At 40.0% G+C, this 21819-nt stretch carries 23 protein-coding genes and 1 pseudogene; 12 read left to right on the top strand and 12 right to left on the bottom strand.

Features of this window, described 5'->3' with window-relative positions; genetic code table 11:
* Positions 1–4 precede the first annotated feature (4 nt).
* The 3 genes from rlmH to INQ00_RS00310 form a co-directional block, all read right to left on the bottom strand.
* Entirely contained in the window at positions 5–472 is a 468-nt protein-coding gene (gene rlmH / locus INQ00_RS00320; RefSeq protein WP_054419779.1) for a 23S rRNA (pseudouridine(1915)-N(3))-methyltransferase RlmH, read from the bottom strand.
* Positions 473–511: 39 nt separating this feature from the next.
* Positions 512–820 (bottom strand): ribosome silencing factor, encoded by a 309-nt coding sequence (gene rsfS / locus INQ00_RS00315; protein WP_005695495.1) that lies wholly within the window; start codon positions 818–820, stop codon positions 512–514.
* Between the two features lie 152 nt (positions 821–972).
* A complete protein-coding gene (locus INQ00_RS00310) occupies positions 973–2625 on the bottom strand; it encodes a putative transporter (RefSeq protein WP_197546958.1) in 1653 nt (550 codons plus the stop codon).
* A 165-nt stretch (positions 2626–2790) separates the two neighbouring features.
* Between INQ00_RS00310 and INQ00_RS00305 the strand changes: the two genes are divergently transcribed.
* The 4 genes from INQ00_RS00305 to mreD all read left to right on the top strand — a co-directional run bounded on the left by INQ00_RS00305 (position 2791) and on the right by mreD (position 7447).
* Positions 2791–4581 (top strand): ABC transporter ATP-binding protein/permease, encoded by a 1791-nt coding sequence (locus tag INQ00_RS00305; protein WP_197546957.1) that lies wholly within the window; start codon positions 2791–2793, stop codon positions 4579–4581.
* Between the two features lie 171 nt (positions 4582–4752).
* Complete coding sequence (locus INQ00_RS00300; RefSeq protein ID WP_005695498.1) at positions 4753–5808, top strand: rod shape-determining protein; 1056 nt, start codon at positions 4753–4755, stop codon at positions 5806–5808.
* A gap of 86 nt (positions 5809–5894) precedes the next feature.
* A complete protein-coding gene (gene mreC, locus INQ00_RS00295; protein ID WP_197546956.1) occupies positions 5895–6959 on the top strand; it encodes a rod shape-determining protein MreC in 1065 nt (354 codons plus the stop codon).
* A complete protein-coding gene (gene mreD, locus INQ00_RS00290; RefSeq protein WP_111327318.1) occupies positions 6959–7447 on the top strand; it encodes a rod shape-determining protein MreD in 489 nt (162 codons plus the stop codon). The genes mreC and mreD overlap by 1 nt, the downstream gene beginning before the upstream one ends.
* A gap of 41 nt (positions 7448–7488) precedes the next feature.
* Here the strand turns inward: mreD and rhlB are convergent, their stop codons facing one another.
* From rhlB to ppdD, 8 genes are all read right to left on the bottom strand, one after another.
* Positions 7489–8748 (bottom strand): ATP-dependent RNA helicase RhlB, encoded by a 1260-nt coding sequence (gene rhlB / locus INQ00_RS00285; protein ID WP_197546955.1) that lies wholly within the window; start codon positions 8746–8748, stop codon positions 7489–7491.
* 90 nt (positions 8749–8838) lie between these two features.
* Positions 8839–9120 carry a GNAT family N-acetyltransferase gene (locus INQ00_RS00280; protein WP_197546954.1) on the bottom strand — a complete coding sequence of 94 codons (282 nt, stop codon included), beginning with the start codon at positions 9118–9120 and terminating at the stop codon, positions 8839–8841.
* On the bottom strand, positions 9117–9323 hold the full coding sequence (yacG, locus tag INQ00_RS00275; RefSeq protein ID WP_197546953.1) for a DNA gyrase inhibitor YacG: 207 nt from the start codon (positions 9321–9323) through the stop codon (positions 9117–9119). The genes INQ00_RS00280 and yacG overlap by 4 nt, the downstream gene beginning before the upstream one ends.
* On the bottom strand, positions 9316–9936 hold the full coding sequence (coaE, locus tag INQ00_RS00270) for a dephospho-CoA kinase (RefSeq protein WP_197546952.1): 621 nt from the start codon (positions 9934–9936) through the stop codon (positions 9316–9318). Before coaE ends, yacG begins: the two co-directional genes overlap by 8 nt.
* A gap of 86 nt (positions 9937–10022) precedes the next feature.
* A complete protein-coding gene (locus tag INQ00_RS00265; protein WP_197546951.1) occupies positions 10023–10700 on the bottom strand; it encodes a prepilin peptidase in 678 nt (225 codons plus the stop codon).
* Complete coding sequence (locus INQ00_RS00260; RefSeq protein WP_197546950.1) at positions 10697–11920, bottom strand: type II secretion system F family protein; 1224 nt, start codon at positions 11918–11920, stop codon at positions 10697–10699. Before INQ00_RS00260 ends, INQ00_RS00265 begins: the two co-directional genes overlap by 4 nt.
* An 8-nt stretch (positions 11921–11928) precedes the next feature.
* Positions 11929–13308 (bottom strand): GspE/PulE family protein, encoded by a 1380-nt coding sequence (locus INQ00_RS00255; protein WP_197546949.1) that lies wholly within the window; start codon positions 13306–13308, stop codon positions 11929–11931.
* Positions 13309–13314: 6 nt separating this feature from the next.
* Positions 13315–13758, bottom strand: a complete 444-nt coding sequence (gene ppdD, locus INQ00_RS00250; protein WP_197546948.1) for a prepilin peptidase-dependent pilin — start codon at positions 13756–13758, stop codon at positions 13315–13317.
* 144 nt (positions 13759–13902) lie between these two features.
* On the opposite strand from ppdD, the gene ampD reads away from it, so the two are divergent.
* The 6 genes and pseudogenes from ampD (at position 13903) to tadA (ending at position 18544) form a co-directional block, all read left to right on the top strand.
* A complete protein-coding gene (ampD, locus tag INQ00_RS00245; RefSeq protein WP_197546947.1) occupies positions 13903–14466 on the top strand; it encodes a 1,6-anhydro-N-acetylmuramyl-L-alanine amidase AmpD in 564 nt (187 codons plus the stop codon).
* Positions 14467–14948: 482 nt separating this feature from the next.
* Positions 14949–15411 (top strand): annotated as a pseudogene (gene rppH, locus INQ00_RS00240) (RNA pyrophosphohydrolase); the annotation flags it as partial.
* A 130-nt stretch (positions 15412–15541) separates the two neighbouring features.
* On the top strand, positions 15542–16336 hold the full coding sequence (locus INQ00_RS00235; protein ID WP_197546945.1) for a sulfite exporter TauE/SafE family protein: 795 nt from the start codon (positions 15542–15544) through the stop codon (positions 16334–16336).
* A gap of 8 nt (positions 16337–16344) precedes the next feature.
* Positions 16345–17154, top strand: a complete 810-nt coding sequence (gene lgt, locus INQ00_RS00230) for a prolipoprotein diacylglyceryl transferase (protein ID WP_197546944.1) — start codon at positions 16345–16347, stop codon at positions 17152–17154.
* A 10-nt stretch (positions 17155–17164) separates the two neighbouring features.
* On the top strand, positions 17165–18016 hold the full coding sequence (locus INQ00_RS00225; RefSeq protein WP_049364941.1) for a thymidylate synthase: 852 nt from the start codon (positions 17165–17167) through the stop codon (positions 18014–18016).
* Positions 18017–18025: 9 nt separating this feature from the next.
* The gene (tadA, locus tag INQ00_RS00220; RefSeq protein ID WP_152682592.1) at positions 18026–18544 is read left to right on the top strand and encodes a tRNA adenosine(34) deaminase TadA; all 519 of its coding nucleotides are present in this window, start codon (positions 18026–18028) and stop codon (positions 18542–18544) included.
* Here tadA and ung read toward each other — a convergent pair.
* On the bottom strand, positions 18541–19215 hold the full coding sequence (gene ung / locus INQ00_RS00215; protein WP_269057413.1) for a uracil-DNA glycosylase: 675 nt from the start codon (positions 19213–19215) through the stop codon (positions 18541–18543). The genes tadA and ung overlap by 4 nt on opposite strands.
* Positions 19216–19465: 250 nt before the next feature.
* On the opposite strand from ung, the gene grcA reads away from it, so the two are divergent.
* Together grcA and lepA are read left to right on the top strand one after the other, a co-directional pair.
* On the top strand, positions 19466–19849 hold the full coding sequence (gene grcA, locus INQ00_RS00210) for an autonomous glycyl radical cofactor GrcA (protein ID WP_005697846.1): 384 nt from the start codon (positions 19466–19468) through the stop codon (positions 19847–19849).
* A gap of 168 nt (positions 19850–20017) precedes the next feature.
* A complete protein-coding gene (gene lepA / locus INQ00_RS00205; protein ID WP_054419904.1) occupies positions 20018–21814 on the top strand; it encodes a translation elongation factor 4 in 1797 nt (598 codons plus the stop codon).
* The last annotated feature ends 5 nt before the right edge of the window (positions 21815–21819 follow it).

Below are 21819 nucleotides of genomic sequence, written 5' to 3'. Positions count from 1 at the left end.
TGCGTTATTCTCTGTGATAAGGATGGTTTGTTGTCAGTGACCAAGCGCGGTATAAACTTTCTGCCACCACAACACGCACTAACGGATGGGGCAGTGTGAGTGGTGACAGGGACCAACTTTGTTCTGCTACAGCTTTACATTCAGGGGATAAGCCTTCTGGCCCGCCAATAAGCAAGCACACATCACGACCATCATTTTTCCAGCCTTCTAGTTGCTCTGCGAGCTGTGGTGTTGTCCAAGGTTTGCCTGGGATATCTAATGTCACCACTTTACCTTTTCCGCAAGCGGCTAACATTGCTTTGCCTTCTTGCTCTAAGATGCGTTTAATGTCAGCATTTTTGCCACGTTTGCCTGCAGGGATTTCAATAAGTTCAAAAGGCATGTCTTTAGGAAAACGACGTTGGTATTCTTCAAATCCAGTTGTCACCCAAGCTGGCATTTTTGTGCCCACTGCGATTAATGTGATTTTCATCCTTTTCCCTTTCAAAAGACAGTCAAAATTGACCGCACTTTATGCCCAAAGTTTTTCTAACTGATACATCTCACGTGCATCACGTTGCATAATATGTACGATAGTTTGACCGAGATCGACCACGATCCAATCAGCTGTATTACGACCTTCTTCACCAAAGGTCTCATAACCGGCTTTTTTACATTCTGCAATAAGGTTATCTGCCATAGCAGACACTTGGCGGCTAGATGTACCAGTACAAATAATCATATTTTCAGTAATCGATGATTTGCCTTTTACATCAAAATGCACAATTTCGGTGCCTTTTAAATCATCGAGTTTATCAATTACAAATTCAACTAATGACATTTCTTTTCCTATTTGAATAAAGCGATGAATTCTATCATTGAATGAAGGAAAGGGGTAGGCTTAGGGCGGATTTTATTTGAATTGTTTTATGGTTGTAACAGTGCTTGGCATAAACATTGGGGCAGTGATACTGCCCCAAGTTTGAAAGGGTATTAAACCCATAAAAGAATCGCTAACAATTGTGGTGAAATGATCCGCAGGAACATTGTGAGCGGATAAACTGTCGCGTAGGAAAGGGATGCTGCACCACTTCCTTCTTTTAGTTCGTTTGCGAAAGCGAGCGCTGGAGGATCAGTCATCGAACCCGCCAATAAACCACAAAGTGAAAGGTAATTTAATTTCGCATATAAACGGGCAATGATTCCCACAATCATTAATGGTATGAGTGTGATAAAAATACCGTATCCCATCCATTCAAGACCAGAACCATTGGTGAGCGTGTCTACAAAGCTACCGCCAGATTTTAAACCCACCACGGCAAGGAAGAGCACAATACCAATTTCGCGCAATGCCAAGTTAGCACTTGGTGGCATAAACCAATAAAGTTTACCGATAGAGCCAATTCGAGCTAGGATTAACGCGACGACTAATGGCCCGCCAGCTAGCCCTAATTTTAATGCCACCGGGAAGCCCGGAATATAGAAAGGAATAGATCCGAGTAACACCCCTAAGCCAATCCCAATAAATACCGGTAACATTTGCACTTGTAGCAGTTTTTGTTTAGCGTTCCCGATAACTGAAATGGCTTGGTTGAGAATGTCGGTTTTACCCACCATATGCAATACGTCACCGAATTGAAGGGTGGTATGGGCTGTTGGCACCAATTCCACACCTGCACGGTTTAAACGTGAAATGACTACACCGTATTTTTGATGAATGCCGAGATGACGAATTTTTTTACCTAATACTTTTTCATTGGTAACCACAACGCGTTCAGAACGAATTTCGCCACTCAAGCTTGCGACTGGAACATCTACTTCTTCCCCGATAATAAGATGCATTTTTTTCAAGCCTTCAGGATTACCAACTAAATGCAAAATGTCACCAAGTTGAACATCGGTATCTGCTTTTGGCACAATGACTAATTCACCTCGTTTTAAGCGAGAACAAACTACATCTTCATCGTCAAAACCAGGGATCTCAATTAAATGGATACCATTGAGATTGGTATTAGTGACTTTTAGGGACATGCTTTTAAGTGCTTCTTTGTCGTGGCCACTTTCTTTTTCAAAATTCGCCGCTTCTTCATCCACTTTAATTTTAAAGAAAAGGCGAATAAGCCACATAGAAAGCAAAATGCCACAAATCCCAAAAGGATAGGCCATCGCATAGGCCATCCCCATGTTAGATGTCGTTTGTGACATCCCTAATTCGGAAAGAATTTGCTGACCCGCACCGAGAGATGGCGTATTTGTGACCGCACCCGAGTAAATACCAAGTGCGACATCGAGGGGAATATCTGCAAACTTATAAATGAGAATCGTCACTAACGCACCGAGCGCAACAATTAAGATTCCTAACCCATTTAAGGTTAATCCTGATTGCCGTAAGGACGCAAAAAAGCCCGGTCCTACTTGAATACCAATCGTATAAACAAACAGAATTAAGCCGAACTCTTGAACAAAATGTAACGTATGGGTATCCAGTTTAATGCCATATTGCGTAGTAAAATGGGCAACCAAAATACCACCAAATAGCACGCCACCAATACCTAATCCTACACCTTTAATTTTAAAATGCCCGATCCATAGACCAATTACGGCAACGAGGGCAAGCAAACTAATGGTAATCGCAGTTTCACTCATACCGACCTCTAATTTATTAAAAATTTAACTATTTTGGATTATAACAATTTGATTTCCTACCCGCTTGTAACAAAGTCAAAAAATGTTATCTCTATCACATTTTTTCTTGCTTAAAAATAAACACCGCCTAAAATGACCGCACTTTTTTGATTTTATAGGTTGATTATGGATTACGCTCAAGAGGCCATTAATTCGCTTTTATGGATAGTAAAAACTCTAGCGATGACGGCAGTTGTGTTTAGCTTTGGTATTTTCTTATTAGTCCGTTTTACCCACTGGGGTAAACAATTTTGGCAATTTGCGGGGGGGTATCTTTCACCACGTCGAAGTATTAAACCTTTGCTATTTTTCTTGTTAATTGTGGCGATGACATTAGTCAGTGTGCGTATTAGCTTGGTGCATTCCGAGTGGTATAACAATATGTACACGTCCTTACAGGAATTTAATGAACCAGTGTTTTGGGATCAAATGGTGCTGTTTTGTGTGATTGCGACAAGCTCTGTCATGACGGCATTACTTAGCTATTATTTAGAACAACGCTTTTCTATTAATTGGATTGAATGGTTGAATAGTCAGTTAGTCGATAAATGGATGGATAATCGTGCGTACTACAAAACGCAGTATGTTTCCGCTAACTTAGATAACCCCGATCAACGTATTCAACAAGATGTGCAATCTTATGTGAGAACCTCGCTTTCCTTAAGCACTGGTGTGATTGATGCTGTCACCTCGATGATTTCTTACACGATCTTATTGTGGGGATTAGCGGGGCCAATGATGGTATTTGGTACTGAAATTCCTCGTATGATGGTGTTCTTGGTGTTCACTTATGTGATTATCACCACCGTGATAGCATTCCGTTTAGGACGACCGTTAATTATGTTGAATTTCGTCAACGAACGCTTAAGCGCTAACTATCGTTATTCTTTAATTCGTATCAAGGAATATGCGGAAAGTGTAGCATTTTATGCCGGTGAGAAAGTTGAGCGTAGCCAACTTTATAAACAATTCGGATCGGTGATCAATAACATGTGGGATATTGTTTATCGAACCTTAAAATTCTCTGGTTTTAACCTAGTGGTTAGCCAAGTTTCGGTCGTGTTCCCTTTACTCATTCAAGTGGGACGTTATTTTGAGAAACAAATTAAACTCGGCGATCTTATGCAAACGCTACAAGTATTTGGTAAGTTGCATTCAAATCTTTCATTCTTCCGTAATTCTTACGATGGTTTTGCAGGATATAAAGCCACATTAGATCGTTTAACTGGCTTTAGTTATGCGATTGATATGGCGAATCGTCAATCTACGTCGCATTTACATGAACACGAAACAGACGTGATCTTTAAGGATTTAAGCATCAGTAATCCATTTGGAAAAACCTTAATTGAGAATTTAAATTTGACGCTGCCAAAAGGTTCAACCCTATTAATCCAAGGTAATTCTGGTGTGGGGAAAACCACGTTGTTGAGAACCGTGGCAGGGCTGTGGGCGTATTCTGAAGGGGATGTGTATTGCCCAACCCATCAGCTTTTCTTATCGCAAAAACCTTATTTACCACAAGGCAGTTTATTGACTGCGCTAGCTTATCCGAATGAAGAAAAGGCTTTTAATCGTGAGGAGATGATTGAGGTATTAAAACAAGTGTCTTTAGGGCATTTACGAGATCGTTTAGATCAAGAACAAGACTGGACGCGTATCCTTTCTCTTGGTGAGCAACAACGTTTGGCTTTCGCACGTTTGTTATTACATAAACCAAACGTCGCGTTCTTGGATGAAGCCACTGCGAGTATGGATGAAGGCTTAGAAGATAATATGTATCGACTATTAAAAGAACGTTTACCTAATACAACGGTTATTAGCGTGGGGCATCGTTCAACTTTACAAGCTTTCCATCAGCAACAATTGATGATTTTAGGTAACGGGAAGTGGCGATTCACTGACCAAAATCTCGTATAAAACACCATTAAAATTGACCGCACTTACCTTGTTAGAAAAAATAGTGAGGTAAGTGTAGATGAACAAAGTAAAAAATCCTGTTATCAAACTCGATTTTTTGGTACATTTATCACAATTTTTTTCTATGCTCAGAAATGAGTAATTTTTCACCAAACTAATGACGGAATTCTTATGTTATTCAAAAAAATTCGTGGTTTATTTTCAAACGATCTTTCTATCGATCTAGGTACAGCAAATACATTAATTTACGTGAAAGGCCAAGGCATCGTACTTGATGAACCTTCAGTTGTGGCAATTCGTCAAGACCGTATGGGCGCATACAAAAGTATTGCGGCAGTAGGTAAAGAAGCAAAACAAATGCTTGGTCGTACCCCAAAAAGTATCGTGGCTATTCGTCCGATGAAAGATGGTGTAATTGCTGATTTCTCTGTGACAGAGAAAATGTTGCAATACTTTATCAAGCAAGTACATAGCGGTAACTTTATGCGTCCTAGCCCGCGCGTACTCGTTTGTGTACCGGCTGGTGCAACTCAAGTTGAACGTCGTGCAATCAAAGAATCAGCATTAGGTGCAGGTGCACGTGAAGTATATTTAATTGAAGAGCCAATGGCGGCTGCTATCGGTGCTAACTTGCCGGTTTCTACAGCGATCGGTTCAATGGTCATTGATATCGGTGGTGGTACCACTGAAGTGGCTGTGATTTCTTTAAACGGTATCGTGTATTCATCTTCTGTACGTATTGGTGGTGACCGTTTTGATGAAGCGATCATCTCTTATGTTCGTCGTACTTTTGGTTCCGTTATTGGTGAGCCAACTGCAGAGCGTATCAAACATGAAATTGGTACAGCATACATTCAAGAAGGCGATGAAATTTTAGAAATGGAAGTGCACGGTCACAATCTTGCTGAAGGTGCCCCTCGTTCATTCAAATTAACCTCTCGTGATGTACAAGAAGCTCTTCAGCAGCCATTAAATGGTATCGTTGCAGCGGTGCGTACAGCGCTTGAAGAATGCCAACCAGAACACGCCGCAGATATTTTCGAACGCGGTATGGTGTTAACGGGTGGTGGTGCTTTATTACGCAACATTGATGTATTGTTATCAAAAGAATGTGGCGTACCAGCAATCATCGCAGAAGAACCATTAACTTGCGTAGCTCGTGGTGGCGGTGAAGCAATCGAAATGATTGATATGCACGGCGGCGATATTTTTAGCGACGAAATTTAATCTCTAAAAGTGCGGTCAGAAAAATCGGCGTTTTTAATTCGTCTGATTTTTTGACCGCACTTTTCCTTTCAACCCTAGGACAGTGAATGAAACCCATTTTTGGTAAAGCACCACCATTAGGTATTCGACTCGCGTTAGCAGTGATTGCTTCGATGACACTCATTTTAGTTGATGGGCAAACCTCATCAATGACGAAGGCGCGTAGTGTCATGGAAACTGCCGTGGGGGGCCTATATTACCTTGCGAATGGGCCAAGAACGGTTCTAGATGGTGTATCAAATAACTTGGTGGATACCAATAAACTGCTTATTGAAAATAAAGTATTGCGTGAGCAGTTGCGTGAGAAAAATGCCGATCTTTTATTATTGGATCAACTCAAGGTAGAAAACCAACGTCTTCGTTTACTGCTTAATTCGCCTTTACGCACCGATGAATATAAAAAGATTGCAGAAGTGCTTACAGCTGAAACCGACGTCTATCGTCAGCAAGTGGTGATCAATCAAGGTGAACGAGATGGTGCTTATGTTGGGCAGCCTGTGATTGATGAAAAAGGGATGATTGGGCAGATTATATCTGTCGGTGAGAATACAAGCCGAGTGTTACTTTTGACCGATGTGACCCATTCTATTCCTGTGCAAGTTTTACGTAATGATGTGCGCGTGATCGCGAGTGGCACAGGGCACTCAGATGAACTTACCTTAGATAATGTGCCTCGTTCTGTGGATATTGAAAAAGGCGATTTATTGGTGACTTCAGGTTTGGGCGGCCGTTTTGTTGAAGGCTATCCTGTGGCTGTTGTGCAAAGTGTCTCTCGTGATGGCTCAAATTACTTTGCAACGGTGAAAGCGAAACCTTTGGCTGAGTTAGATCGTTTACGTTATTTGCTTTTACTTTGGCCGAGCAATCTTGATATGTCGAAAGTCAAATCCATGTCACCAGAAGAAGTGCGTCGACTTGTACAGCAACGTTTAGAAAGTCAAGCTAATGAAGCAACTCATTCAGTGAGTAAAACCAAAATTACAGATGATCAAGAGGATGGAGTACAGCCGCATACAGGAAAAGAAATTGTGGATCCTGACATTCCGACCACAATGCCTCAACAAGAGGAACCCATTTCTCCAGATCAGCAACAACATAGGGAAGAAGACTAATGCAAGGGCGTTTTATTTTTCAATGGGCGACCATTTTATGCTTCTTTGTTGTGGCATTAATTATGGAATTAGCCCCATGGCCAGCAGGCTTTCAAGCTTTTAAACCGTCTTGGTTGGTTTTAGTTTTGCTTTATTGGACGCTTGCGCTACCCGATAGAGTAAGCATTGGTTGGGCATTTTTACTCGGGGTTTTATGGGATATTGTGCTAGGCTCTATTCTTGGGGTTCATGCACTGGTGCTTTCTGTGGCTTTCTATTTTGTTTCCAAATATTACCTAATTTTGCGCAACCTTTCTCTTTGGTTCCAAAGTTTATTGGTACTTCTTTTTGTTTTTGCGATTCGAGTGGCTATTTTCTTGGTTGAATTCTCTTTGCATGGGGCATTTTTCAACTGGCAGGAAATCTTTGGTGCCATCGCATCAGGTGTGTTATGGCCATGGGTTTTCTTATTGATGCGTACTACACGTCGAAGAGTCGGATTACATTAATCATAAAAAAAGCTGATGAAGGAGTTCATCAGCTTTTCTTTTTAGTTTTTACGACGGTAGTTTGTTTTTCTCGTCGTAGTATTTCTTGTTTGAGGCGCAGGATTGCGTTTTAAACGATAAGGTTTTGGAATATCACTAATCAATGAATTCGGGTCATATTGGCTGACCGGAATAGAATGACCAATGTATTCTTCAATTGCCGGTAAATTCATCGCATATTCTTCACAAGCAAAGCTGATAGACGCACCACTTTCACCCGCTCGACCAGTACGGCCAATACGGTGAACGTAATCTTCTCGGTCATCGGGTAGATCAAAGTTAAAAACATGAGTCACGTCTGAAATATGTAATCCACGCGCTGCAACATCGGTTGCAACGAGAATATCGAGCTCACCATCTGTAAATTGTTTGAGCAATGAAAGACGTTTTTTCTGTGCTACATCCCCTGTGAGTAATCCCACACGATGGCCATCTGCCGCTAAATAGCCCCAAATTTCTTCACATTTATGTTTAGTATTTGCAAAGACAATACAGCGCTCGGGCCATTCCTCTTCCATTAACGTGAGTAAGAGTGGGATTTTATCTTCATTTGACGGATAGAACAGTTCCTCTTTAATTCTATGTCCCGTTTTTTGTTCTGGTTCAATTTCGATATATTCAGGGGAATTCATATCTTCAAAGGCAAGTTCGCGCACTTTGTAAGAGAGCGTTGCAGAAAAGAGCATGGTGAGGCGTTCTTGCGGAGAAGGACACTTGCGTAATAAATAACGAATATCACGAATGAATCCTAAATCAAACATGCGATCAGCTTCATCCAACACCACGACTTGAATGTCATCTAAACGAATAATGCCTTGTTTGACATAATCGATCACACGCCCCGTGGTACCAATTAAAATATCCACACCGTCTTCAATCGCCTTAAGTTGTTTATCATAGCCATCACCACCATAAGCAAGTGCGGTTCGTAATCCACTTGTTTTAGCTAACAACTCTGCATCATTATTAATTTGTACTGCCAGTTCACGGGTTGGTGCAAGAATTAATGCGCGAGGTTGATTGGTGGCAAAATCAGGTTGATGTGTTAATAAGTGATGAAATGTTGCCGTTAAAAATGCCATCGTTTTACCCGTACCGGTTTGCGCTTGGCCTGCAACATCTTTTCCTTGTAATGTGATAGGTAATGATAATGCTTGAATTGGGGTGCAATATTCAAATCCCTTATCTTGCAGGGCTTTTTGTACGATAGGATGTAATGGAAGATCAGCAAATCGCTGCTGACTTAAATAATTTTTTTGCATGATAAATAATGGTTCTCAGAAATAAATGGGGCTAAGGATAGCACGAAGTCAGAAAAATATCCTTAAAAATGACCGAACTTATTAATAAGCTTAAGCTTGTGATTTAGCTGATTGGGTTCGCTCCCATTTTCTTGCAATATAGCTACAAGTTGGGTGCAAAGTGAGCTTTTTAGCCTGGATGAAATGAATTAAGGCTTGATAGAGTTTGTCTGCCACACCTTGCCCTCGAAGAGAATCATCAACAAATGTATGATTAGCATTAATGGTATCGGGTTTTTCATAAAAATAGGTGAGTTTCGCGATTTTCTTGCCTTGCTCATCGAGCAAGAAAAACTCGCCCTGTTCACCATTATCGTGATGCTGAAGACTCATTTGATACTCCATTCATCACTGAGATTGGGATCCATAGCAAAATCTGCAGTATCACTTGGAATGGCTTTTTCTTCTGCAGCCCATTCCCCTAAATCAATGAGTTGGCAACGTTTGCTACAAAAAGGGCGAAATTGGCTTTCCTGTGTCCAAAGTACAGGCTTTTGGCATGTCGGGCAGGGGACTTCAAAAATTTCATCAGACATTTTTCTTTCTCGATTCACTTAAATAAAATTGGTGCAATTCTAGCACTTTTTGTTTTAAGTGCGGTAAGTTTTCAGGCAATTTTGCATCATTTGAAATGATATCATCCGCCCATTTTAATCGTTCTTCACGGCTGACTTGTGCATTCATAATGGCTTGAATTTGCTGAATATTATTATGATCTCTCGATGACGCACGAGCCAGCTGAGTTTCAGGTTTTACATCGACAACAAGTATGCGGTCGCAAAGCGTAGTGAGCTTATTTTCAATGAGTAATGGGACGACAAATAACGTATAAGGAGCACTCTGGCTGTTTAACTGGGCCAACATCCTTTCGCGAATAGCGGGATGTAATAAATGATTGAGCCAGTTTTTCTCATTTTCGTCTGCAAATACTTTTTTTCGTAGCTCGGCCCGATTTAATTCGCCTTCTTCAGTCAAAATTGATTTACCAAAGTGCTCAGCAATTTGAGCAAGTAGCGGCGAGCCTTTTTCAACCACTTCTCTTGCCACAATATCTGCATCAACAATGGGGACACCAAGTTCAACAAAAAGATTTGCAATCGTGCTTTTTCCACTACCGATGCCGCCAGTGAGGCCCACAATATAAGTCATAATATTCCTTGCTACTTGATTTAGAGGGGATGCTTCGCATCTATCCTTTAAATATAATATTTTCCAACGTTGCCAATATATTACATTTATAGGGTTATTGCACTGGTGATGATTAAAGATAAGCAAAGAAAGGGACCGAAAGGTAAAACGGACTTACGAGAAATCCAATAAGCCATTATGCCTAATAGACAAGCAATGAATAAGAAAAGTGGTAAATGTGTGATGGTGAGATAAGTCCCGATTCCTAAAGCGAACCAATAATCGCCACGGCCTAACGCTTCCTTCTTATAAAACCATTTAGACAAATGATAGATAATATAAAAAATACCGAAAAAACTAACCGCACTTTCTAAACTTTGAGAAAGCGTCAGAATTGAAAATTCTTGATGTGCGCCGAATAAACCTAGGAAAAATAAAAAGAGGCAAGGTGTCGGTGAAATCAGTTGATAATGCCAGTCTAGCCAACTGATAACAAACAGTAGACTAAGCGTAATCGCTAGCCATAAAGTAAATAATTCATCCTGAAGAAAATAATAGAGTACAGCAAAACTGAGTCCAAACCCTAAAAAATAAAGACAAATATGACCGCACTTTTGAGATTGAATCGCTGCTTTTTCGCTATGGAAAATAGGACTGTTTTCAGGATAAAGTTCGATATAGTTCTGATAAATTTCTTGTTGTAGATTGGGGATAAAACGATCAATATAAAGCCAAACAAAGATACCCGCTAAACCACCCAATAAGAAAAAGGCTAATATCATCATTGGATTACGGATCCCATATTAAAAATCGGCAGATACATGCCCATCATAATAATACCGATTAAACTACCAATGATGAGCATCATTAAAGGCTCTAAAAGTTGGGAAAGTAAATCAATTTGATGATTGAGCTTTTCTTGATAGTTATCAGCAATATGACGCAACATCAACGCAAGTTTTCCACTTTTTTCTCCAATCTGTAGCATTTGTTGTGCTTCCATTGGGAAAAGATGACTACTGACACTTTCTGAAAATGGATAACCTTGCGAAACCCACTGTAAAATTGACCGCACTTCTTGTTGTAGCAGAATATCACCTTTTAAGGTACGTTGTGTTTGCCAGGTTTGTTGTTTGGGGAGGAAGCTATTTAAGGCTGGCGTTAATGCCACTCCGGATTGAAGCATTAATTGGAGGTTATGGCTAAAACTGATTAGGCGAGAAAGGCAAATGATATTGCCCCAAATTGGCATGCGGCTAATTAGTGCATTCTTTTTTTGATTTAGCCAAAGGGAATGTTTTAATGCCATCTTCAACATAAAAATAGCGAAAGTGCAGGCAATCATTAACGCAACAAAATGATGTTGTAGGAATTGAGACATGGCTAATAACACAGCAGTCAATGTAGGCAATTCAGCGGAATTTTCGCCATACATTTCAGCAAATTGCGGTACAACGAAGAGTAATAAAATCAACGTAAGTGAAAGCGAAATACCTAATACCATGGCAGGATAAAGCATAATTTTTTGCAATTTGCGTTGAAGCGTTAATGATTGTGTTCGACGTTCTGCAATTTTAGTGCATACCTCTGCCAGTTTTCCTGTCATTTCTCCCACTTGAATAAGTTGAATCTCTTGAAAGTTTAAATACTTTCCTTGTATTTCCAAGCTTTGTGAAAACGGAAGACCACTTTCAATTAACTCAATTAAGGCGCTAAGCCACTGATGCAAACCCAATTGTGTGCAGTTGTCTTGCAAAATATGTAATGCATTTTTTAATGGAATGGCAGAACTGAGCAATGTAGCCAGTTGATTCAATAAAGCACTGATTTCTGCATTTTTCGGTTTCTGATTAAGTTGCCAATCTTGTTGCAAGCGAATGTGACTAAAACCTTTTGCAATTAACAGAAATTGTGCGGCTTGTTTAGATTGAGCAACAAGGCTACCTTTTTGCCATTGTTGCCGCTGATCATAGGCTTGGAAGTAAAAGAGTTTTTGTTTTGCCATAGAGACTCCTATTTTTTGCCTAACACGCGTTGAATTTCATCGAGATCGGTGACTTGATCTTTTACTTTTTCTAATGCGCTTTGATAAAGTGAGTCAAAATCGGTTTGGTAACGGTTGTTTTCACATTGTAAAAATTGATACACCCCAATACGTCCCCGATATCCCTGATGGCAATCGCAAGACTCACTAAAATGTTGACTGCACTTTAAGCAACGTTTACGCACCAATCGCTGTGCGATAACTAATAAGAGACTATTTTCAATTTCGTGAGATTGAATGCCTAATTGCTGTAAGCGTGAAATTGCTGAGATGGCATCGTTGGTATGTAAGGTAGAAAGCACTAAATGGCCAGTTTGAGCTGCTCTTAATGCCATTAATGCACTTTCTTCATCTCGAATTTCACCAAGCATAATAATGTCGGGGTCTTGTCGTAAAAATGTGCGAAGTAATCGACTAAAATCTAAACCAATTTGTGGATTTACTTGAGTTTGAATGATGCCTTCTAATTCAATTTCAACGGGATCCTCTGCCGTCATAATATGTTTATCTGGCGTATTGAGCCATTGAAGTGCGGTATAAAGTGAGATACTTTTTCCACTTCCTGTTGGTCCCGTTACAAGGATTAAACCCTGAGGTTGACCGAGTGCATGTTGAAATTGATTTTGTTGGTTTTGTGTCATACCCAATTCAGCAAAACTTAACTGAACAGGTTTATTTTGTTGCAATCGTAATACCGCTTTTTCTCCCCAATGCGTGGGCAAGGTAGAAAGGCGGAAATCTAAAATATCGGAGAATGTCGTTTTGAATTGAAAACGGCCATCTTGTGGTAGCCGAGTTTCACTGATATCCAGTTTGGCTAAGAGTTTTAAACGAGAAATCACACGATTGGCGAGTGATTTACTGATAATCGGCTGTGGTTGTAGTACGCCATCAATACGCAAACGAACCAAAAGGCCATTTGGCTGAGTTTCTAAATGAATATCGGAGGCATTTTTTTGCAGGGCGGTTTCAAAAATACCATTTAATAATTGAATAACGGGTTCATCTTCATTAGATAAATTGGCAGTGCTTTCGTCTTCTGAATGATGATAAAACGTCGCTTGTTCTTCTATTTGATTGGCTTTCGGTGCAAGGGATTGTAAAAGTTGTTTGAGTTGATGTGTTTCAAATAAAATTGGCTCAACCAATTTTCCACTTAAAAAAGCAAAGGTTTCACAAGCCGCAAGATTATTCAGCGAATCCACCGCAAGCCATAAATGGTGTTCATCTTCTTTAAGTGGTAGCGCAAAGTAACGCAACAGCAATGCTTGTTGCTGTTGGTTTTGTTGCCAATATTGTGGCGAGATCTGATAAATCTCGCCATTTTTTGCGATTGCTTGATAGGCCATGTTTCGCTATTTGGTAGGAGAGCAGAAGCCCGCAGGGAATAAATCCGCATTGCTCGGGCAAGCGGTTGTCCAGGTCACACCTGATGAGGTTGAGCCTGTCGCCGTTAAAGAATAACTGATCCCATCCAATGCGCCATTTCCTGTTACCGTAATCACACCCGATTTCGTGGTAATGGATTTAACATAGCCTTTTGCAGTAGTAATGTCTGCTGTAATGCCATTTGAACCACCAGAACAGTTTGTTGGGGCATTGGTGCTATAGACACATAATTCCACATCAGATTTATAAGGTGCAGAAGCTTGCAATAATTCGGAGATGGCTGCTTTTTTGGTATAATTTTGATAAGACGGAATGGCGATCGTCGCGAGAATAGCAATAATCGCAATCACGATCATCAATTCAATTAACGTAAAACCTTTATGTAAGGGTTTAGAAAAAGTCAGTTTCATTAAATTAAATTTCCTTTTGGTTGAATAAAAAAATGCCAGAATTTTGGCTGCAACATTGTGTAAAAGGGAAAGATGAAAGTAAAATTGACCGCACTTCTTTTGCGATCGAGATCGCAAAAATGAAATTTAATCGCAGAAAAACAGATGAATAAGATAAAAAATGGCTGGTTAAGCCAAACAAGAAAAGTAATTTCACCACATTTTGATGAACGTCCTAATGTAGAGGATATTTCATTACTCGTCATTCATTACATCAGTTTGCCGCCAGAACAATTTGGTGGGGGATATGTAGATGATTTTTTCCAAGGAAAACTCGATCCCACTATCCATCCTTATTTTGAAGAGATTTATCAATTTCGAGTGTCAGCCCATTGTTTAATTGAACGGGATGGCAAGGTGACGCAATATGTGAGTTTCGATGATAGAGCATGGCATGCGGGGCTTTCTTGTTTTGAAGGTCGGGATAAATGCAATGATTTTGCGATTGGGATTGAGCTAGAGGGCAGTAATGAACAACCTTTTACAGAGGAACAATACCAAGTGCTTGCTGAATTAACACGAGATATCATACAAGCTTACCCGAAAATAACGCTCGATCGTATCGTTGGGCATTGCGATATTTCACCTGGTCGTAAGATCGATCCGGGTCAATATTTTGAGTGGGAGCGCTATTTAACGTTAGTCAAAAAAGGCTTGGATAAAAAATAATCACTAAAATTTTTGATTGAATGTGAGTAAGATAATTTCTGTGAATAAGCCTTATCTTAATGAAATTAAAGAGAAAATCTTCCCTCTAAAATTGAAGATAAAATGCTGAGAAGAGTTATGCAACACTCGCCATTTGCTCAATCACAGTTTTATCCACAGAAATATTGAATAACTCACAGTTGTTATTTCTTCACCAAGCAAGGAATGTTTAAATTAAAAAATGACTGATTTTTGACCGTACTTTGACGAGAAAAAGTGCGGTCATTTTTTTCGGAAAATTTTTGATTAAAGGTTATGCAAAAATGAAAAAATGAAGTGTGAAAAGCGATTTTTGATCTTTATACACAGTTAAATTTAGATTATCCAAGTGTTACCCACAGAGTTATCCACAATAGGATAAATATGCCCATTCGGTTGATAAAAAAGCGAATTTATGAAACAATCTGCAAATTATTTTTGTACAAAATTTAAGGTGAACGATAGTGATCGATTTTGATGGCTACCGTCCAAATGTAGGCATTGTCATTTGTAATCGCAAAGGACAGGTGCTTTGGGCTAAACGATACGGGCAGAATTCGTGGCAATTTCCACAGGGTGGAATTAATGATAACGAAAGTGCCGAACAAGCCATGTATCGTGAATTATATGAAGAGGTTGGCTTACAACCCAAAGATGTGAAGGTGCTTTACGCGTCTAAACATTGGTTGCGTTATAAGCTGCCGAAGAGATTGCTGCGTTATGACAGCAAACCCATGTGTATTGGGCAAAAACAACGTTGGTTTTTGTTGCAATTAGTGGGCGATGAAAAAAATATTAATATGAACACAACAAAATCACCCGAATTTGATGGTTGGCGTTGGGTGAGTTTTTGGTATCCCGTACGTCAGGTTGTGTCCTTTAAAAAAGATGTTTACCGCAAAGCGATGAAAGAGTTTGCCCAAGCAATATTTGGTAACGACAAAACATTGCTTGAAAATACGCAAGAGCATGAGATAAATAAACCGTATCACGCCTCACGTAAGAACAGCTTTTCTAAATATCAAAAACGTCCATCTTATAAATCAAGGGGGTAATAATGCTCACTTTTATCCTGCTTTGTTTGCTTGTCGGGGCTATCGTTGGTTTTCTTGCTGGATTATTTGGCATTGGCGGCGGATTGGTTATTGTGCCAACCTTGGTTTATTTATTGCCGATGATGGGTATTCCTGATCAAATGTTGATGTCCACAGCCTTAGGGACTTCATTTGCAACCATCGTGATTACTGGATTTTCTTCCGCACAGCGCCATCATAAACTGGGAAACATTGTGTGGAGTGCAGTGAAAGTACTCGCGCCGGTGATCATGATTACGGTATTTATCTCAGGTTTATTTATTGGCAAACTCGATCGTGATGTATCTGCTAAAATCTTTGCTTGTTTAGTCGTTTATTTAGCAGCCAAAATGATCATTTCTATTAAGAAAAATACAGTAAATGCTAAGCCTTTAACAACACAATCTTCCGTCATTGGCGGTATTTTGATTGGTATGGCATCAAGTGCAGCAGGCATTGGTGGCGGTGGTTTTATCGTACCATTTTTAAACTCTCGCGGTATTGATATGAAAAAATCTATTGGTTCTTCTGCATTTTGTGGCGCACTTCTTGGTTTATCTGGCATGTTAAGCTTTATGGTGAGCGGTTGGGGTAACCCTTCCATGCCGGATTATTCTCTAGGGTATATTTATTTACCCGCAGTGCTCGGTATTACAGCCACCTCATTTTTCACTTCTAAATTAGGGGCAACAGCGACCTCAAAACTCCCTGTATCAACCTTGAAAAAAGGCTTTGCCTTGCTATTAATTGCAATCGCAGTTGATATGTTTATGAAATAAGGAATGTTATGAATTCAGAATTTTTGATGCTTCCACATTTTGATCCTACTATTTTCACTTTTGGTGATAGCAATATTGGGTTGCGTTGGTATGGTTTAATGTATTTATTAGGCTTTATCTTTGCTCGTTGGTTAGCTGTTCGTCGTGCAAATCAACCTAATAGTGGTTGGACTGTCGATCAAGTGGATACGTTACTTTTTAATGCTTTTATGGGGGTATTCTTAGGTGGACGTATTGGGGATGTTTTCTTCTATAACTTTGGTCATTTTATGCAAGATCCACTGTATTTATTCCGTGTTTGGGAAGGGGGAATGTCATTCCACGGTGGATTAATTGGGGTGATTATCTCAATGATTTGGACCTCTTATTCTCAAAAAAGAAGCTTCTGGCAGACAGCAGATTTTATGGCGCCTTTGATTCCATTTGGTTTAGGGATGGGGCGAATTGGTAACTTCATCAATTTAGAACTTTGGGGACGAGAAACCAATGTTCCTTGGGCCATGATTTTCCCAAATGATCCATTGTTATTACCACGCCATCCTTCACAGCTTTATGAAGCATTCTTAGAAGGTTTCGTGCTGTTTATTATTCTGAATGTCTTTATTAAAAAGCCTCGCCCAGCAGGTTCTGTAGCAGGATTATTCCTTGTTGGTTACGGGATTTTCCGTTTTATCGTTGAATATGTCCGTGAGCCGGAAGTTGAATCTTTCTTAGGCATCATGACACGTGGCCAAGCTCTTTGCTTACCGATGATTATTGGTGGTGGATTAATTATGGCATGGGCATACAACCGCGCAAAAAGTGCGGTTCATCAGTAAGGAGTTTTTTATGAAACAATATTTAGATCTTTGTCGACGCATTGTAAATGAAGGTGAGTGGGTTGCTAATGAGCGTACTGGCAAGCGTTGCCTTACTGTGATTAATGCAGATTTAGAATATGATGTTGCCAATAATCAATTCCCCTTAATTACCACGCGAAAAAGCTATTGGAAAGCAGCGATTGCGGAATTTTTAGGTTATATCCGTGGTTATGATAACGCCGCTGACTTCCGCAAGCTTGGCACCAAAACATGGGATGCAAATGCCAATGAAAATGCCGCTTGGCTTGCCAATCCACATCGTAAAGGCACCGATGATATGGGACGCGTTTATGGTGTGCAAGGTAGAGCATGGCGTAAACCGAATGGCGAAACCATCGATCAACTTCGTAAAATTGTGAACAATTTAAGCCGAGGGATTGATGACCGCGGTGAAATCCTGACTTTCTTTAACCCAGGTGAATTTGATCTAGGCTGTTTGCGTCCTTGCATGCACACTCATACTTTCTCTTTAGTCGGCGATACATTGCACTTAACGAGCTACCAACGCTCTTGTGATGTGCCACTTGGCTTAAACTTCAATCAAATTCAGGTCTTTACTTTCCTTGCTTTGATGGCGCAAATTACCGGCAATAAACCGGGTAAGGCATATCATAAAATTGTAAATGCGCATATTTATGAAGACCAACTTGAGTTAATGCGTGATGTGCAATTAAAACGTGAACCATTCCCTTCACCACAATTAGAAATTAATCCTGATATTAAAACCCTTGAAGATCTTGAAACTTGGGTAACGATGGATGATTTCAAGGTGGTGGGTTATCAATCTCACGAACCGATCAAGTATCCTTTCTCAGTTTAGGCATTCAAAGTGCGGTCAGATTTAGACGAGAAATTTATGCAACACGCCCTGATGCTTGCTGATCGTGCAGAGGCACTCGGCGAGATTCCTGTCGGGGCGGTGTTGGTGGATGATGAAGGAAATATTCTCGGTGAAGGCTGGAATTTATCTATCATTGAAAATGATCCGACCGCTCACGCTGAAATTGTCGCATTGCGTAACGCCGCACAAAATATTCAAAATTATCGTCTGCTCAATACCACACTTTATGTCACCCTTGAGCCTTGCACCATGTGTGCAGGTGCGATTTTGCATAGCCGGATTAAACGATTAGTCTTCGGTGCGTCAGATTATAAAACAGGGGCTGTAGGTTCTCGCTTTCACTTCTTTGATGATTATAAAATGAATCACACGTTAGAAATTACCTCTGGCGTGCTCGCAGAAAAGTGCGGTCAGAAATTAAGTGATTTTTTTAAAAAAAGACGAGAACAGAAAAAGGAAGAAAAGCGGGAAAAGAATCTCCCGCTTGATGTTGAATCACAATCTTAAACTTGCCAATTAATTTCAGTTAAACCATTTTGCTTTAAGTATTCGTTGGTTTTAGAAAAATGATGACATCCTAGAAAACCACGATGTGCTGAAAGAGGGGAAGGGTGAGGGGCAGTTAAAACATAATGACGATTGCGATCAATAAATTGCCCTTTTTTCTGCGCATGGCTTCCCCAAAGTAAAAATACTACTTTTTCACGGTGTTCATTGAGTGCTGCAATTACTTGGTCGGTGAAGATTTCCCAACCAAATTTAGCGTGTGAATGCGCCATACCGCGCTCTACAGTTAGCACAGTGTTAAGCAACAGTACACCTTGCTCCGCCCATTTCACCAAGTAACCATGATTTGGCATTTGAAAACCAGGAATGTCGTTAGCCAATTCTTTATACATATTCAGTAAAGAAGGGGGAATTGCAACCTCAGGTTTCACCGAAAAAGCTAAGCCGTGCGCTTGATTTGGGCCGTGATAGGGATCCTGTCCTAAAATGACAACTTTCACCTCATCAAATGCCGTATATTTAAAGGCATTAAACACTTCGTCTTGTGGTGGGTAAATGGTTTTTCCGGCAAGTCGCTCTTGATGCACTTGTTGTAGAATGTGTTTAAAGTAAGGTTTTTCTTTCTCTTGACCGATAACATCTGTCCAGGTTTTCATTCTGTATTTCCTTATTGGATAAGCTTGGAGACATTATAAATGAAATTGCTGAGAAAGGCTTTATTTGAGAGTAATGTTAATATCTTGTTAAAATCATGGGCATATTGAGTTCTTGTTACGACTAAAACTTTAATCTAGATCAATTTTTAAAAATTAGTCAGAAAAAAGAACCTGTTTTAGGTCAAAATTAATTGAATTCTTCAAATAGTTTGATAAAATTTGCACAGTTTAATAAATATACAACCGCCAAATTAGGAGGCACTTTATGATCAAAGGTATTCAAATTACTCAAGCAGCAAATGACAATCTTTTAAACTCATTCTGGTTATTAGACAGCGAAAAAAATGAAGCTCGTTGTTTATGTGCAAAAGCTGAATTCGCAGAAGACCAAGTAGTAGCAGTAAGCGAATTAGGTCAAATCGAATATCGTGAATTACCAGTAAATGTAGCACCAACTGTTAAAGTTGAAGGTGGTCAACACTTAAACGTAAACGTATTACGTCGTGAAACATTAGAAGATGCAGTAAACAACCCGGATAAATACCCACAATTAACTATCCGTGTTTCTGGTTACGCAGTACGTTTCAACTCTTTAACACCAGAACAACAACGCGACGTTATTACTCGTACTTTCACTGAAAGCCTATAATTTCAGTTTGAATGAAAAAAGAAACCCCGAAGTAATTCGGGGTTTTGTTTTATCTAAAAGGTTTGAAAATTTGACTGCACTTTTCCCTTTCATCCCTAGCGATTTCCGTGCTTTTCAGGTACAATCCGCCAGTTAAATTTAATGATTTTTGAGAAAACTAATCTATTTATGAAGAATATTCGCAACTTTTCTATTATTGCCCATATTGACCACGGTAAATCGACCCTTTCTGACCGATTAATTCAGACCTGTGGGGGCCTTTCGGATCGTGAAATGGAAGCGCAAGTGTTGGATTCCATGGATCTTGAGCGTGAGCGCGGTATTACCATTAAAGCGCAGAGTGTAACCTTAAATTATCAAGCCAAAGACGGTGAAACATACCAATTAAACTTTATCGATACACCAGGGCACGTGGACTTCTCTTATGAAGTATCGCGTTCTCTTGCCGCTTGTGAAGGGGCATTGTTAGTTGTGGATGCTGGACAGGGCGTAGAAGCTCAAACCTTAGCAAACTGTTATACCGCCATTGAAATGGATTTAGAAGTAGTGCCGATTTTGAATAAAATCGACTTACCAGCGGCAGATCCTGAACGTGTTGCAGAAGAAATTGAAGACATCGTGGGTATTGATGCGATGGAAGCTGTACGTTGTTCGGCTAAAACCGGAGTGGGTATCGAAGATGTATTAGAAGAAATCGTTGCGAAAATTCCCGCGCCAGAAGGTGATCCTGATGCACCGTTACAAGCATTGATTATTGACTCTTGGTTCGATAACTATTTAGGCGTGGTGTCATTGGTTCGTATTAAAAATGGTGTGTTGCGTAAAGGCGATAAAATCAAAGTAATGTCTACCGGACAGGCTTACAACGTTGATCGTTTAGGGATTTTTACGCCAAAACAAGTGGATACGACGATATTAAATACCGGCGAAGTGGGTTGGGTTGTTTGTGCAATTAAAGATATTTTAGGTGCACCAGTAGGGGATACCTTAACGCATCAGCATAATCCAGCAAGCCATGTATTACCAGGCTTTAAGAAAGTAAAACCACAGGTTTATGCTGGTTTATTCCCAGTTAGCTCTGACGATTATGAAGCTTTCCGTGATGCGTTGGGTAAATTAAGCCTAAACGATGCATCACTTTTCTATGAACCAGAGAATTCAACCGCTTTAGGTTTTGGTTTCCGTTGTGGTTTCTTAGGGCTTTTACACATGGAGATCATTCAAGAGCGTTTAGAGCGTGAATATGATCTTGATTTGATTACCACCGCGCCAACTGTAATTTATGAAGTTGAAATGACGAGTGGTGAAGTGGTTTATGTGGATAGTCCAGCGAAATTACCGCCATTGAATAATATTTCAGAAATTCGCGAGCCTATTGCGGAATGTAATATGTTGGTACCACAGGAATTCTTAGGTAACGTGATTACCCTTTGTGTGGAAAAACGTGGCGTACAAACCAATATGGTGTATCACGGTAACCAAATTGCATTAACTTATGAAATCCCAATGGGCGAAGTAGTATTGGATTTCTTCGATCGTTTGAAATCAACTTCTCGCGGTTATGCCTCTTTGGATTATGGTTTTAAACGTTTCCAAGCGGCGGACATGGTGCGCGTGGATATTATGATCAACGGTGATCGTGTTGATGCGTTAGCGTTAATTGTTCATAAAGATAATGCACCTTACCGTGGTCGTGAGTTAGTTGAAAAAATGCGTGAGCTGATTCCACGTCAACAATTTGATATCGCGATCCAAGCAGCGATTGGTAACCACATTATTGCGCGTTCAACCGTAAAACAATTGCGTAAAAACGTATTAGCAAAATGTTATGGTGGTGACGTGAGTCGTAAGAAAAAACTCTTACAGAAACAGAAAGAGGGTAAAAAACGAATGAAGTCTTTAGGTAACGTGGAAGTACCGCAAGAAGCGTTTTTAGCGATCTTACATGTAGGTAAAGATAAATAGGAAAG

Source organism: Haemophilus parainfluenzae (genome assembly GCF_014931275.1).
Taxonomy (GTDB): Bacteria; Pseudomonadota; Gammaproteobacteria; order Enterobacterales; family Pasteurellaceae; genus Haemophilus_D.
This window is presented reverse-complemented; position numbering and strand designations above follow the sequence as displayed.

Bases quoted from the DNA above. Each gene is read 5' to 3' on its own strand.
- ppdD (WP_197546948.1), bottom strand. From the start codon at position 13,758: ATGAAACTGACTTTTTCTAAACCCTTACATAAAGGTTTTACGTTAATT.
- grcA (WP_005697846.1), top strand. From the start codon at position 19,466: ATGATCAAAGGTATTCAAATTACTCAAGCAGCAAATGACAATCTTTTA.
- INQ00_RS00255 (WP_197546949.1), bottom strand. From the start codon at position 13,308: ATGGCCTATCAAGCAATCGCAAAAAATGGCGAGATTTATCAGATCTCG.
- coaE (WP_197546952.1), bottom strand. From the start codon at position 9,936: ATGACTTATATTGTGGGCCTCACTGGCGGCATCGGTAGTGGAAAAAGC.
- INQ00_RS00280 (WP_197546954.1), bottom strand. From the start codon at position 9,120: ATGAGTCTTCAGCATCACGATAATGGTGAACAGGGCGAGTTTTTCTTG.
- INQ00_RS00260 (WP_197546950.1), bottom strand. From the start codon at position 11,920: ATGGCAAAACAAAAACTCTTTTACTTCCAAGCCTATGATCAGCGGCAA.
- rhlB (WP_197546955.1), bottom strand. From the start codon at position 8,748: ATGCAAAAAAATTATTTAAGTCAGCAGCGATTTGCTGATCTTCCATTA.
- yacG (WP_197546953.1), bottom strand. From the start codon at position 9,323: ATGTCTGATGAAATTTTTGAAGTCCCCTGCCCGACATGCCAAAAGCCT.
- mreD (WP_111327318.1), top strand. From the start codon at position 6,959: ATGCAAGGGCGTTTTATTTTTCAATGGGCGACCATTTTATGCTTCTTT.
- rlmH (WP_054419779.1), bottom strand. From the start codon at position 472: ATGAAAATCACATTAATCGCAGTGGGCACAAAAATGCCAGCTTGGGTG.
- INQ00_RS00225 (WP_049364941.1), top strand. From the start codon at position 17,165: ATGAAACAATATTTAGATCTTTGTCGACGCATTGTAAATGAAGGTGAG.
- rsfS (WP_005695495.1), bottom strand. From the start codon at position 820: ATGTCATTAGTTGAATTTGTAATTGATAAACTCGATGATTTAAAAGGC.
- lepA (WP_054419904.1), top strand. From the start codon at position 20,018: ATGAAGAATATTCGCAACTTTTCTATTATTGCCCATATTGACCACGGT.
- mreC (WP_197546956.1), top strand. From the start codon at position 5,895: ATGAAACCCATTTTTGGTAAAGCACCACCATTAGGTATTCGACTCGCG.
- lgt (WP_197546944.1), top strand. From the start codon at position 16,345: ATGAATTCAGAATTTTTGATGCTTCCACATTTTGATCCTACTATTTTC.
- INQ00_RS00310 (WP_197546958.1), bottom strand. From the start codon at position 2,625: ATGAGTGAAACTGCGATTACCATTAGTTTGCTTGCCCTCGTTGCCGTA.
- INQ00_RS00300 (WP_005695498.1), top strand. From the start codon at position 4,753: ATGTTATTCAAAAAAATTCGTGGTTTATTTTCAAACGATCTTTCTATC.
- INQ00_RS00235 (WP_197546945.1), top strand. From the start codon at position 15,542: ATGCTCACTTTTATCCTGCTTTGTTTGCTTGTCGGGGCTATCGTTGGT.
- ampD (WP_197546947.1), top strand. From the start codon at position 13,903: ATGAATAAGATAAAAAATGGCTGGTTAAGCCAAACAAGAAAAGTAATT.
- INQ00_RS00305 (WP_197546957.1), top strand. From the start codon at position 2,791: ATGGATTACGCTCAAGAGGCCATTAATTCGCTTTTATGGATAGTAAAA.
- INQ00_RS00265 (WP_197546951.1), bottom strand. From the start codon at position 10,700: ATGATGATATTAGCCTTTTTCTTATTGGGTGGTTTAGCGGGTATCTTT.